The following is a 13,202-nucleotide window of genomic DNA, read 5'->3' as shown; positions in this document are numbered from 1 at the left end:
AGTGGTGATCGAGATGGAACGTATCAACCTGTTGATGGGTGAAGCACTGAGTCCGTATCAGGTGACGCTGACGCCGTCGGGGACCCACGGCCAATGCCTGGTGACCTTGAAGAGTACCGTTGGTGCCATCGTGGTTGAACGTGAGTTCAATCAGGTGCAGTTCACCGACAAGCGCTTGCTGACGGACGTTGTCGATGGTTTGCACCGTGATGTATTGATCGCCGAAGGGCGACTGGAGCCCTGCGTCATTGCCGCTACGCGCACCGCTACGCAAGACGGGCGTCCTCCTGTCAGAAGCTGAATGTTTTTTTGCGGGAACCTTCTCGCCATCCCGTTAGTCAGACCCGGTATCAACAAGATCAAGCATTGTGCTCCGGTGCTTGTCACTTGTTGTGCGGGTCCTTGCAGACCACGTTTAACCCCGAGTTGTCTCCCCACTGCTCGGGGTTTCTTTTGTCCGGCATTTGCTCAGGGCGATTGCTCCTGAAAAAAGGTCCTGGCGTCTTCCCGGTATTCGTCACGCATCTGCGGGTCAAGCCACAGCGCGTAAAACTCCACCAGCCGGTTCTGCCTCAGCTCCCGTAGGGTCGCGTTGATACGCTGGATGGCCTGGCGACCCTGTGGGGTGTCCGAGCATGCAATATGGATCGATTGGTACTTGTCCGTGCCGCGAATCCCGTAGAACTCCAGTTCATCGGGTGATATGCCTTGTTGTTGCGCCTGATAGCGGATTTCCGGCCAATAGCCCAGCAACACAGACAAACGCCCCAGGCGCTGCATTTGCAGAAGGCTGCCCAGGGCATCGTTGCCATAATGGGCTGACAGGCTGTTGTTCGGCGCCTGTTGCAGGATGCGGTCTACCACCTGGCCATAACTGCGCTCGGCGACCACGCCGAGCTTGCCGTTTTCACGCGCCAGCAACCGCGTCAGGTCGACCTGGTTGTCGATCAGGTATGGGGCGAGTAGTCCACGGTCCTGTTGGCGTATCACAATGCCGTTGCTGCGGATTCGATAAGCCGGGATGGAGAAGGTAAGCCGTTGTGCCCGCTCCGGGCTCCAGAGCAGGGAGGGGTCGCAGGCGAAGCCAGGCTCCAGCAGCATCTGCATGCCGCGTGCGCGATTGATCCGCATGATCCGCTGTTCATATTCGGGCAGGCTGGCAATCAACAGCGGCATGAACCGGTCAATCGCCCCCTGGCTTTTCTGGGGGCCTTCGAAAATCGTCAGCGGCGGTAAATCCCGCAGCAGCCAGGTCAGTACCTCCCTGGCATGCACCGCATCGGAAAAAACCAGCAGGCAGGCCAGGAGCGCGGCTATGCCCGGCACCCGCAGGCCCCGGCAGATCGATGGCACCCTGTTCAGGCTAGATAGCCCCGTCTTCGCGCAGTCGCGCGATCTGTGCCGCGTCATAGCCAAGCTCGCGCAGCACCTGCGCATTATGTTCGCCCAGCTCGGCGCCGACCCACTCGCACGTCCCCGGCGTTTCCGACAGCTTGGGCACGATCCCTGGCATCTTGAAGTCCTTGCCATCGGGCAGCTTGGCTTGCAGGAACATTTCCCGGGCGAGAAATTGCGGGTCGCTGAACATGTCCTCGGCGCTGAAGATCCGGCTGGCGGGGACTTCGGCCTGGTTCATCTGTTCGATCACGTGATCGAGCGGCAGCGAACCGACCCACCGGTCAATGACCCCATACAGTTCGTCACGACGGCTGTCACGGCCATCGTTGCTGGCCAGGGCCGGATCCTTGGCCAGGTCGTCGCGGCCGATGGCCTGCATGAAGCGCTTGAAGATCGCATCGCCATTGGCGCCGATCTGGATGTGTTTACCGTCGGCGCTGGTGTGGATGGAGGAGGGCGTGATGCCGGGCATGATGTTGCCGGTGCGTTCACGGATGAACCCGAACACATCGAACTCCGGCACCATGCTTTCCATCATGGCAAAGATCGCTTCGTACAGTGCCACGTCGACGACTTGCCCCTGGCCGCCATTGACCTCGCGATGACGCAAGGCCATCAGCGCCCCGATCACGCCCCAGAGCGCGGCAATCGAGTCGCCGATGGAGATCCCGGTACGTACCGGTGGGCGGTCTTCGAAGCCGGTGATGTAGCGCAACCCGCCCATGGACTCACCGACTGCGCCAAACCCCGGCTGGTCTTTCATCGGTCCGGTTTGCCCGAAACCCGACAGGCGAACCATCACCAGCTTCGGGTTCAGCGCGTGCAGGACGTCCCAGCCAAGGCCCAGCTTTTCCAGCACGCCGGGGCGAAAGTTTTCGATCAGGATGTCGGCTTCAGTGAGCAACTGCTTGAGGATCGCCAGGCCGTCCGGGTGCTTGAGGTTGAGGGTGAGGGACTTCTTGTTGCGCGCCTGGACAAACCACCACAGCGAGGTGCCCTCGTAGAGTTTGCGCCACTTGCGCAATGGGTCACCGCCGTCCGGGGACTCGATCTTGGTCACATCGGCGCCGAACTCGGCGCAAATGCGCGAAGCGAAGGGTCCGGCAATCAAGGTGCCGAGTTCGATGACTTTCAGGCCGGCAAGCGGTTTGGCGGTGAGCGGCATGGGTGATCCTGTAGGACAAAGACGGAGTCGATGAAGCGTTTTAACATAGCCCGGCCCTCATCGCCCACGCATCGGTTAGACTTGCCGCCTTTCCTCGTATCAAGAAGCCCGTTCATGGCCCAGCCGTCCACGACCTACAAGTTTGAACTGAACCTCACCGACCTCGACCGCAGCGTGTACGAGAGCGTCAAGCAGACCATTGCCCGCCACCCTTCGGAAACCGAAGAGCGCATGACCGTGCGGTTGCTGGCCTACGCCCTCTGGTACAACGAACAGCTGTCCTTTGGTCGTGGTCTGTCGGAAGTGGACGAGCCTGCCCTGTGGGAAAAGAGCCTGGACGACCGTGTACTGCACTGGATCGAAGTCGGCCAGCCAGACGCCGATCGCCTGACCTGGTGCTCGCGTCGTACCGAGCGCACCAGCCTGCTGGCTTACGGCAGCCTGCGTGTCTGGGAAGGCAAAGTGGTACCGGCGGTCAAGAACCTGAAGAACGTCAACATTGCGGCCGTTCCCCAGGAAGTGCTGGAAACCCTGGCCAAGGACATGCCCCGCGTCATCAAGTGGGACGTGATGATCAGCGAAGGAACGATTTTCGTCACCGATGACCGCGGTCAGCACGAAGTCCAGTTGCAATGGTTGGCGGGCGAACGCGGCTGATTGATGCGCCGTCCAGCTGTGTGTCACCCGGTTTTATCCCACGTATTGAAGAGAAGCACCTGCCACCCCATGCGTATCGAACCTCGCCAGCTACCCGCCACCCTGCCGTTTCTCGGTGATCTGCCGCCGCTGCTGACCCGCCTGTATGCGGCACGGGGCGTGCAGTCAGAAGCCGAACTGGACAAGAGCCTGGCGCGCTTGATCCCGTACCAGCAGCTCAAGGGTATTGAGGCGGCGGTGGATCTGCTGGTGACGGCCCTGGAGCAACGCCAGCGGATTCTGATCGTTGGCGATTTCGATGCCGATGGTGCGACGGCCAGCACCGTCGGCTTGCTGGGTTTGCGCTTGCTGGGGGCTGCCCACGTCGATTATCTGGTGCCTAACCGTTTCGAGTACGGCTACGGTCTGACGCCGGAAATCGTCGCGGTGGCCTTGCAGCGTCAACCCCAGCTGCTGATCACTGTGGACAACGGCATTTCCAGCGTTGAAGGGGTGGCCGCGGCGAAACAGGCCGGGCTCAAGGTGCTGGTCACCGATCACCACTTGCCTGGCGACGAACTGCCGCTGGCGGATGCCATCGTCAACCCGAACCAGCCGGGCTGCGGATTTGCGAGCAAGGCACTGGCCGGTGTCGGGGTGATTTTCTACGTACTGATGGCCTTGCGCGCACGCTTGCGCAGCCTGGGGTGGTACGAGAGTGCGCCGCAACCCAACATCGGCGAGCTGCTCGACCTGGTGGCGCTGGGCAGCGTGGCCGACGTGGTGCCACTGGATGCCAACAACCGCATCCTGGTGCATCAGGGCCTGGAACGGATTCGAGCCGGTCGGGCCCGGCCGGGGATCAAGGCGATCCTGGAAGTGGCCAAGCGCGATCATTCACGCATCACCTCCATTGACCTTGGTTTCATCCTCGGCCCACGCCTGAACGCGGCGGGGCGCCTGGACGACATGAGCCTGGGCATCGAATGCCTGCTCACCGACGATGTGGGTGCTGCGCGTGAAATGGCCGCGCAACTGGACGGGATGAATCAGGACCGCAAGTCCATTGAGCAGGGCATGCAGCGCGAAGCCCTGGCCCAGCTCAAGGACCTGCCGCTAGAGTCGATGCCGTTCGGCTTGTGCCTGTTCGATCCGGAGTGGCACCAGGGGGTTATCGGGATCCTCGCCTCGCGCATGAAAGAGCGCTATTTCCGTCCGACCATTGCCTTTGCCGATGCGGGTGACGGCCTGCTCAAGGGCTCGGGGCGCTCGGTGCAAGGCTTTCATATCCGTGACGCGCTGAGCGTGGTGGCGGCCCAGCATCCAACGCTGATCAGCAAGTACGGCGGCCACGCCATGGCGGCGGGCCTGACGTTGCCGCAGGAGAACTTCCCGCTGTTCGCCGAAGCGTTTGATGCCGAGGTGCGTCGGCAAATGCGCGAGGAGGACCTGACGGGCCGGCTGCTGTCTGACGGCACCCTGGCCGTCGAAGAGTTTCACCTGGAACTGGCCCGTGCCTTGCGCCATGCCGGCCCCTGGGGCCAGCACTTCCCGGAGCCACTGTTCCACGGGGTGTTCCAGCTGGTCGAGCAACGGGTGGTGGGCGAGCGGCACCTGAAGGTGGTACTCAAAAGCGAATGTGGCTCGGTGAAGCTTGACGGAATTGCCTTTGGCATCGACCGTGACATCTGGCCCAACCCGACCATCCGCTGGGTCGAACTGGCGTACAAGCTCGACGTCAACGAGTTCCGTGGCCAGGAAACCGTCCAGTTGATGATTGCCCACATCGAGCCCCGGTAATGCTTTTGTGGCGAGCGAGCGTGCTCCTCGCCACGTCCGATCTGCGTCAGCATCCAGTCCTCCCTCATCCGCCGATGTGGACTAGGCTCTAAACACTGCTTGATTGGCCTTGTGACGTATCGTCCATTTTTTACCCGCGGGGGCGGGTGCCGCATCCTTTCCTGTCACTCGTCGACTTTTCAAACAGAACCCTGGAGCCTGCCCACTGATTCGAGAGGTGCCCCATGAGTCTGCTGCTTGAACCCTACACCCTGCGTCAATTGACCCTGCTGAACCGCATCGCGGTATCGCCAATGTGCCAGTACTCCAGCGTCGATGGCCTGGCCAATGACTGGCACCTGGTGCACCTCGGCAGTCGCGCCGTGGGCGGAGCCGGCCTGGTGTTTACGGAAGCCACGGCCGTCACCGCCGATGGCCGCATTACGGCCCAGGACCTGGGCCTGTGGAACGACGCGCAGATCGAACCCCTGCAGCGCATCACGCGCTTCATCACCGCCCAGGGCGCGGTAGCCGGTATCCAACTGGCGCACGCCGGACGCAAGGCCAGCACTCACCGGCCATGGCTGGGCAAACATGGCAGCGTCAAACCGGCCGATGGCGGCTGGATTCCGGTCGGCCCGTCGCCGATTGCCTTCGACCCCGAACACACCGCGCCGACGCAACTGAGCGAAGCGCAGATCCACGAGGTGATCCAGGCCTTCGTCGACGCCGCCAAGCGTGCGCTGGTCGCCGGTTTCAAAGTGGTCGAGGTGCATGCTGCTCACGGCTATCTGCTGCATCAGTTCCTGTCGCCCTTGAGCAACCAGCGACGCGACCAGTACGGTGGCTCGTTCGAAAACCGTATCCGCCTGGTGCTGCAAGTGACCGAGGCGGTTCGTGCCGTCTGGCCCGAGGCGTTGCCATTGTTTGTGCGGGTATCGGCGACCGATTGGGTCGAGGATGGCTGGAACCCGGATGAGACCGTGGAGTTGGCGCGACGCCTGAAAGCACTGGGGGTGGATCTGATCGATGTGTCGTCGGGCGGGACCGCGGTCAATGCCGAGATTCCAACCGGGCCGGGGTACCAGACACGTTTCGCCGAGCGCGTGCGCAAGGAGTCCGGGATTGCCACCGGCACTGTCGGCTTGATCACCGAACCGGCGCAGGCCGAACACATTCTGCGCACCTGTCAGGCCGATATCATCCTGCTTGCCCGTGAACTGTTGCGCGACCCTTACTGGCCGCTGCATGCCGACGATGACCTGGGAGGGCACAAGGCGATCTGGCCGTCACAGTATCAACGGGCAACCCATCGCGATCAGCCGATTCATGAGTCGGATTTGCGCGATTGACTGACGCGACAAAACTAAACCCCGGCCAACTGGCCGCAACGTTGTTCAGTTAAGGATAGGGTTGCTCAATACAGCCCCGTGGCGAGCGAGCTTGCTCGCGCTGGGCTGCACAGCAGCCCCAAAAACGATCGCCGAGTTCGTTCTGAAAGAGCGCAGTCGCTTTGTTGGGGGCGCTTCGCGCCCCAGCGCGAGCAAGCTCGCTCGCCACGGGCCCCTCACTCGCTTCAAGCGTTTCTTAAACTGAACAGCATGGCGGCCAGTTGGTCGGGGCTTGGTCTCGTCTGGCGGACGTCGCTGCCTTATGCCGCTGGCCAATCTGGATACGTGCGTTTCTCGGGTGCCGGCGGGAAGTACTGGTACAGCCAGGTCTCGCTCAATGTGCGGTCATGGGTGCGGATGAACAGCCGCAGTTCCACCGGCTCCATGCTGTCGTTGGTCGGGAACCAGTCAAAGGTGATTCGATAGCCCTTGATGTCGTCGAGCACCAGCACGTTGAAGTCCTTGACCTGGCCGTTCGAGGCGGTGATCACCGGTTCGATGCCGGTGCCCGCCGGCAAGCGGTCCAGCCCACCGCCGTTGAAGTCGACGGCAAAGCGGCGCGCCCAGACCTTCGGGTAGTGCTCGCCCGGTGCCCAGCCTTCGGTGAAGCCACCCATGCCCGAACGCGTCGCATTGACCCGCGCCAACGGCGTGCCCACGGGCGGCAGGGCACTCCAGTAGAGCTTATAGCCGTAGTTCAGGGAATCGCCGGCGGCCACTGGTTTTTTCGGAGTCCAGAAGGCCACGATGTTGTCCAGGGTCTCGCCCGTGGTCGGGATTTCCAGCAGGTCAATGGAGCCCTCACCCCAGGCGGTAGTCGGCTCGACCCACAGGCTCGGGCGCTTGCTGTACCAGTCGACGGTGTCCTGATAACTGTCGAATTCGTGGTCGGTCTGGACCAGGCCGAAACCTTTCGGATCCTTGTCGGCGAACGCATTGAATTGCAGGGTGGCCGGATTGTTCAGCGGGCGGCAGATCCACTCGCCATTGCCACGCCACATGGCCAGCCGGTCCGAGTCGTGGATCTGCGGGTGGATGGTGTCGCACATGCGCCGTTCGTGGGTGCCGCAGCTGAACATGCTGGTCATCGGGGCGATACCCAGTTGTTCGATGGCGGTGCGCGCATTGACGTGGGCGTCGACGTCCATCACCACGCGTTCGGCCTGGCAATCGATGTCAAAGCGGTAGGCGCCCGTGGCGCTCGGTGAGTCGAGCAAGGCATAGACCACGAAGCGGGTGCTGTCCTTGTCCGGGGTTTCGAACCAGAACTTGGTGAAGTCCGGAAACTCTTCGCGCTTTTTCGCGTAGGTGTCGATGGCCAGGCCGCGGGCCGACAAGCCGTACTGGCCGGTGTTATCCACCGCGCGGAAGTAGCTCGCGCCGAGGAATGACACCACGTCGTGTCTATCCAGTTCCGGGGCCTTGAACAGTTTGAAACCGGAAAACCCAAGGTCGCCCTTGAGTTGCGCGGTGTCGACGCTGGAGTTCTGGTAGTTGAACAGGGACGGACGGAAATGCACTTCTCGCGCCAGGCGGGTTTTCGGATCGACGCTGTACATGCGTACCGGTTGCTTGAAGCCCATGCCGACATGGAAGAACTGCACGTCCAGTTGCCCGTTCAGTTCATTCCACAGCGAGTGGTTGGCGTCGTACTGGATGGCATTGAAATTCTGCGGCGTCATGCTCGCCAGGGTCGGCGGCAACACTTGCTTGGTGTCCTGGTATCGGTTGCTGGCCAACTGCTTGGCCTGCGCTTTCAGCGCCTCGAAGTCAAAGGCTTGCGCCTCGCCATCGGCCGTCCCGGCCCAGGCGCGAGCGGCCAACAGTCCGGTAGCCGAGAGGCCAGTGTAGGCTGCGATGGCCATGGAGGCCTTGAGCAAATTCCTGCGGTGCATAGGACAACCTTCTTGGGCGATCCCGCGGCGTTCCCGGCTGCGTTACGGATCAGAAATGGAGGTTCGGACAAGCCTTCGGCCAAACGCTTCGGATTTTAAACGGATGCCCCGCAAGTTAAAGAGTTCGAAATAACTCGCAAAAAGATTAACGGGCGCTGCACTTGAAATTCCCGCAGGCCACGAGCCAACCGTTAGCGTGCAGCAAAATACTATGCCGGTGCTGTCCGTCTGTGTCGTGTTTGAAATGATCGTTTTTATTTTTTTGACTAATTACTCTAAAAAATGCTCGTGACGGTTTTTTTGTTTCTATTCTTAGGGGCGTCACCGGCTTCTGCCCTTGGGGCGGGTGAGCGTTCAGCAGTATTCAGGCAAGCGCCGGTATTGCTGACGGTGGGGTAGGGCGATGAGGTATCTGAAGTTTCATTTCACCTGCAGAGGGACATCGTCCATGACGAAAGTGCAAGGCATCATCGGGTTTCTGGGGATCATTTCAGGCGTGAGCTTCTCGCGCAGAGCGCGCCGGCTCAGTACAGAGGAGCAGCAGTTCGTCGAGCATTACCGCGAGTTATCGGAGAGCGACCGGATCGCCATGCGCTGCCTGATGGATGCGATGCGTAGCGTTTCGCGGTTTTGAGAGGTGCCCGCTGTCCCGGCGCGGCGCATGAGGTTGTTCGCTCGCGCCAGGGGCTGCCTGTATGTCACCACGCCTGAGTGTGCTCGCTTCGCTGATGCAGAATTCGAAGCACCTGTACCTGGCCCTGTGTCACCCGATAGGGCACAACGAAAGGGATCCGGTTCAGCACCAGCTCCCGCACATCCGGTACCTGGGATGCTCGGCCGGAGCCGGGGAACCGTTCCAGTTGATCAAAGGTGTCCAGGATACTTGCCACGACATGGCTGGCGGCGTTCGCGCCGATCAATCCACGGTAATGCTCATGAATGGCGTCCAGATCACTCTCGGCTTTCTCGGTCAGTGCGACTCTCGGCACGGGTTGCCCACTTAGCCTTCACGGCGTCCAGGTCAGTCAGTTTGCCAGCATCGGCATCGGCAATGCCCTCGCTGATGGCTTGCAGATGCCAGGATTCGGCTTCCACGTAACGCACCAGTGCACGCTTGAGGTGGTATTGACGGTCGCGATCGGTCGTAGCGGCCAGCTGATCCAGTTGCTGGGCAAGGCTCTCTTCGACTCGAAAGGACAAAACGGGTGAGGCCATGGTGGCGCTCCTGATAGGTTGTATACGTTGTAAACGACGTATACAACCTAGACTTTGCCAGGACCTCAGTCAACACATCGTTGTGTGCACCGGTTCCGAACAACCTTAGCGGCGCAATGGCTGGAGGGAGCAAGCGAAGTATTGCCAAATGAGTTGTCCCGCCATCGGTGGCAATGACTAGCCCACTTCTCCTACCGCCCTGTAGGCCTCATCTATCGCGGCATGGGCATAGGCGCTCCACGCGGCGTCCGAGTTGGCGATGCTGACATTGCCTACTGGCTGACGCGCCAGGGTCATCAGTTTTTCGCTTTCGTCGGAATCGTCGTACAGGCTGTTGGAGAAGTACGCGTAGCCGTGTGACCAGCGGTTGACGGTGATCTCGAGGATGTCGGTTTCGTGGTTGAAACCGCCAGGGCCGAGCATGCGTTGCAACTGATCGCGTAGTTGCGCTTCGAGGACCTCGAAGGATTGGCCATACAGGCGGCCACGACCGGCACGGGCCTGGTCGCGGGCGTTCATGCCACTGTTGGGGCTGGTGGGCACGTAGACCATGTGCAGGCCGATCGGCTGTGTCGGGTCCTTTGGATGATCGTAGCCGCCCATGCTCACCGGGTAGTCGAGTTTGATCCGGCTATAGGGTTGGGTCGCTGCGTAGATTTCGTGAATCCCCAGCTTCTGGAACGATTGCCAGTTGCGGATCACCACTTTGGTGTACACCAGCGGGAATTTCACGTTCTGGCTCAACGCGTGGGATTGCGCTGCCGACACATCGCGCAGCAGGTACGGAATCATCATGTTGTAGCAGGCCATGATGCAGTGCTTGCCGCGTACCTGGTTCAGTTGCCCGCCGCGGTTGTAGCCAATGTTCACGGCATTGCCGACATTGCGTACGCTGACGACGGTGCTGTTGAGGCGAATGCGTACCGGGGTTTTCGGCTGGTCGAGCCTGGCGTAGTCGAACGGGGCCAGGACGATGTCGTCCATGGTGTTCCCGGGTGCCACGGCCGGGATCAGGCTGCGCACCAGCAAGCGGGCCAGCGAGGCGTTGCCGTCGGGGAAGTGGTAGATGTAGGGCTCTTCCATTTCCGCTTGGGCTTCTTCGCTGATGGGCGCAAGTTTCATGGCGCCAAAACCTGGGAAGCCGACGTTGTAGGCGTCGTAAGCGGCCACGGCATCGATGCTCAGCGCCATGAAGTCATTGGTGCGGCTTTGGAAGTACTTCACCGCCTGTTCCGAGAGTCCGACATCCTTGAGCAGGAAGTCGCGGTAGCTGGTGGTTTCCAGATGCGCGGTTTTCTGTTCCGTGGTTTTGCCGGCCAGGTAGTCCCTGGGGGCATTGTGGACGGCAATCAGGGCTGTACGATCCGCTGCCGATAGCGGGAAGTCGTTGATGAAGTCTTCGATGGCGCGAGCGTTCAGTTGGTCCGGGGCGATGTCGTCGGCCACCATCGGCGTCGGGTCTCCGCTGACCAGTTTGTCTTCGCCGAAGTTCTCCTTGTCGAAGAACACCGCGCGCGACAGACCAAGGCCGGGGTAGAACTGGCGGTCGAAGGCAGTCTCGAAGCGCTTGATGTCCACACCAAGCTTTTTCAGCAGGCCGTTCACTTCGTTGCTGTACAGGTGGTTTGGCGACTGGAAGGCTTCGCTGCCGCCATAGCCGAGAATCATGCGACCGCCGGCGGAGAACTCGTTGCGCTTGGCGTGGCCGCCAAAGTCGTCGTGGTTTTCCAGAATCAGGATGCGTGCTTTCGGATGCTTCTCGCGGTAGAACCAGGCCGCTGACAATCCGCTCAGGCCACCACCGACCACCACCAGGTCGTACTCTTCGCTGATCGGCAGTTTGTCGGTGTCGAAGACTTTTTTCTCCCAGCCCATCTGGTGCGCCAGTTCGAACGAGCCAACGTGACTGCCTCGCAGGCCGGTGAGGGCGGGTGGGTAGTAGCGCCCGTCAGGCGCGGCCTGGAGAATGTGCAACGGGGTCATGCCGGCGGCAATAGTGATAGCGACGCCGTTGAGGAAGTCGCGGCGGGTAATGTCCATATTCAATCCTTGTGTGTGTTCCAGGCGCCCTGACCCGTTCCTACGGGGCAGGGCGTTGTCGTTACCGGCTGACTTTCCAGGCGTCGCCCGCTGGGGCGGTGCCATGGTCATAGGGTTTGCCGAGCCACATGTAGAGCAGGCCCAGGCCAATGACGATGGCCGTGCTCAGCACCATTGCATAGTTGATGTACCACGCAGCATCCGGCGAGCGCGGCCAGGCCATGTTGACGATGGCCCCGACACCATAGACCAGCGCGCCGATATTCACTGGCAGGCCCCATGCGCCCAGGGTGAATTTGCCGCTGGGTTTCCAGCCACGGGCACGGGCATAAAGGGCCGCGAGTACGATCATCTGGAAGGCCAGGTAGATGCCGATGGCGGCGAAGCTGACAATGGTGGCGACGGCATCCTGCAGGAAGAAGCCGAGGGTGATGATCAGCGCCGGCAGGATACCGGATACGAACAAGGCCGCCACGGGAACCTGGGTCGTAGGCGAAATGCGCTTGAGCAGGCCGCTGCCAATGACCATTTCGTCACGTGCGTAGGAGTACAGCAGACGGCTGGCAGCCGCTTGCAAGCTGATGACGCAGGAGATGAAGGAAATCATCACCACGCCCATCACCACTTTCGAACCCACCGGGCCAAAGGCGTTGTTCAGGATGGTGGTCACCGGGTCCTTGTCGGTGCCGTTGATCACGGCTTGCATGTCCGGTACCGCCAGAATCAGCGCCAGGCAGGCAAACATCGCGGCGATGCCGCCGATGTAGATGGTCATGCGCATGGCCACCGGAATCTGCTTGCTCGGGTTCGGGGTTTCTTCGGCCACGTCGCCACAGGCCTCGAAACCGTAGTACAGGAACATCCCGGCCAGGGATGCGGTGAGGAAGGCCGGCAGGTAGGAGCCGTCAACGCTGATGTCAAAGGTGTTGAACAGCACGCTCAGGGGTTGATGGCGTTCGAAGATCAACAGGTAGACACCGACGATCACCGCGCCGACCAGTTCGCAGAGGAAGCCGAACATGGCGATCCGCGCCAGTACTTTGGTGCCGCTGAGGTTGACCAGGGTCGCGAACAGCGTCAGCACCAGGGCAATGATGATGTTGGTGTTGTTGCTCGGTTCAAATCCCATCATTGCCGCCAGGTAGGGCCCGGCACCGACGGCAACGGCGGCGATGGTGACACACAGGGCGATGGAGTAGATCCAGCCGACCATCCACGCCCAGCGCTTGCCCACCAGGCGACGTGCCCAGGGGTAGACGCCACCGGAAATCGGGAACTGCGACACCACTTCACCGAAGATCAGGCACACCAGCAACTGGCCGCAACCGACCAGCAGGTAGGCCCAGAACATGGGCGGGCCACCCGCGGCCAGGCACAGGCCGAACAGGGTATAGACCCCGACGACTGGCGAGAGGTAAGTGAAGCCCAGGGCGAAGTTTTCCCACAGGCTCATGCTGCGATTGAAATTTGAGGTGTAACCCAGCTTGCGTAGCTGCTCGGCATCGCTGTCCGCGACGGCGACATTGAGTTCGGGTAGTGCACTCATCGTGTTGATACTCCGGAAAATCGGCAGATTTCGGATGCCAGAAACCGTGGCGGGGCCATGACGGCCTCACCCGGATCGGTGGTTATTGTTTTGATTTCTCTGGTGTGGAGCCTGGTGGTGCGTGGTGCCGGTTTCTG

Annotated in this window: 12 protein-coding genes; 5 read left to right on the top strand and 7 right to left on the bottom strand. The window is 61.1% G+C overall.

Annotated elements, in window-relative coordinates:
• Positions 1-13 precede the first annotated feature (13 nt).
• Positions 14-301, top strand: coding sequence for a DUF3509 domain-containing protein (locus tag CKW25_RS03065; protein ID WP_095077579.1), 288 nt, complete (start codon positions 14-16; stop codon positions 299-301).
• 167 nt (positions 302-468) lie between these two features.
• Here the strand turns inward: CKW25_RS03065 and CKW25_RS03060 are convergent, their stop codons facing one another.
• Together CKW25_RS03060 and CKW25_RS03055 are read right to left on the bottom strand one after the other, a co-directional pair.
• On the bottom strand, positions 469-1,410 hold the full coding sequence (locus tag CKW25_RS03060) for a TIGR02285 family protein (RefSeq protein ID WP_095077577.1): 942 nt from the start codon (positions 1,408-1,410) through the stop codon (positions 469-471).
• Positions 1,364-2,563 (bottom strand): CaiB/BaiF CoA-transferase family protein, encoded by a 1,200-nt coding sequence (locus tag CKW25_RS03055; RefSeq protein ID WP_095077575.1) that lies wholly within the window; start codon positions 2,561-2,563, stop codon positions 1,364-1,366. Before CKW25_RS03055 ends, CKW25_RS03060 begins: the two co-directional genes overlap by 47 nt.
• Positions 2,564-2,677: 114 nt before the next feature.
• Here CKW25_RS03055 and CKW25_RS03050 point away from each other — a divergent pair, with 114 nt between their 5' ends.
• The 3 genes from CKW25_RS03050 (at position 2,678) to CKW25_RS03040 (ending at position 6,330) form a co-directional block, all read left to right on the top strand.
• Positions 2,678-3,220, top strand: a complete 543-nt coding sequence (locus CKW25_RS03050; protein ID WP_054593842.1) for a YaeQ family protein — start codon at positions 2,678-2,680, stop codon at positions 3,218-3,220.
• A gap of 69 nt (positions 3,221-3,289) precedes the next feature.
• The gene (gene recJ / locus CKW25_RS03045; RefSeq protein WP_095077573.1) at positions 3,290-4,999 is read left to right on the top strand and encodes a single-stranded-DNA-specific exonuclease RecJ; all 1,710 of its coding nucleotides are present in this window, start codon (positions 3,290-3,292) and stop codon (positions 4,997-4,999) included.
• Positions 5,000-5,223: 224 nt separating this feature from the next.
• Positions 5,224-6,330 (top strand): NADH:flavin oxidoreductase/NADH oxidase, encoded by a 1,107-nt coding sequence (locus CKW25_RS03040; protein ID WP_095077571.1) that lies wholly within the window; start codon positions 5,224-5,226, stop codon positions 6,328-6,330.
• A gap of 299 nt (positions 6,331-6,629) precedes the next feature.
• On the opposite strand, the gene CKW25_RS03035 is transcribed toward CKW25_RS03040, so the two are convergent.
• Complete coding sequence (locus tag CKW25_RS03035; protein WP_095077569.1) at positions 6,630-8,264, bottom strand: glucan biosynthesis protein D; 1,635 nt, start codon at positions 8,262-8,264, stop codon at positions 6,630-6,632.
• Positions 8,265-8,712: 448 nt separating this feature from the next.
• On the opposite strand from CKW25_RS03035, the gene CKW25_RS03030 reads away from it, so the two are divergent.
• The gene (locus CKW25_RS03030; protein WP_095077567.1) at positions 8,713-8,898 is read left to right on the top strand and encodes a hypothetical protein; all 186 of its coding nucleotides are present in this window, start codon (positions 8,713-8,715) and stop codon (positions 8,896-8,898) included.
• A 64-nt stretch (positions 8,899-8,962) separates the two neighbouring features.
• Here CKW25_RS03030 and CKW25_RS03025 read toward each other — a convergent pair whose 3' ends face one another.
• The 4 genes from CKW25_RS03025 to CKW25_RS03010 form a co-directional block, all read right to left on the bottom strand.
• Positions 8,963-9,253: a type II toxin-antitoxin system RelE/ParE family toxin gene (locus CKW25_RS03025; protein ID WP_095077565.1), complete on the bottom strand. Its 291-nt coding sequence runs from the start codon at positions 9,251-9,253 to the stop codon at positions 8,963-8,965.
• Positions 9,216-9,479: a CopG family ribbon-helix-helix protein gene (locus CKW25_RS03020; RefSeq protein ID WP_095077563.1), complete on the bottom strand. Its 264-nt coding sequence runs from the start codon at positions 9,477-9,479 to the stop codon at positions 9,216-9,218. Before CKW25_RS03020 ends, CKW25_RS03025 begins: the two co-directional genes overlap by 38 nt.
• 177 nt (positions 9,480-9,656) lie before the next feature.
• Entirely contained in the window at positions 9,657-11,519 is a 1,863-nt protein-coding gene (locus CKW25_RS03015) for an NAD(P)/FAD-dependent oxidoreductase (RefSeq protein ID WP_095077560.1), read from the bottom strand.
• 61 nt (positions 11,520-11,580) lie between these two features.
• Positions 11,581-13,065: an APC family permease gene (locus tag CKW25_RS03010; RefSeq protein WP_095077557.1), complete on the bottom strand. Its 1,485-nt coding sequence runs from the start codon at positions 13,063-13,065 to the stop codon at positions 11,581-11,583.
• Between the last annotated feature and the right edge of the window lie 137 nt (positions 13,066-13,202).

Source organism: Pseudomonas sp. Irchel s3h17 (assembly GCF_900187505.1).
In the GTDB taxonomy this organism is placed as follows: Bacteria; Pseudomonadota; Gammaproteobacteria; order Pseudomonadales; family Pseudomonadaceae; genus Aquipseudomonas.
The sequence above is the reverse complement of the archived record's forward strand: the minus strand, read 5'-3'. Positions and strand labels throughout refer to the sequence as shown.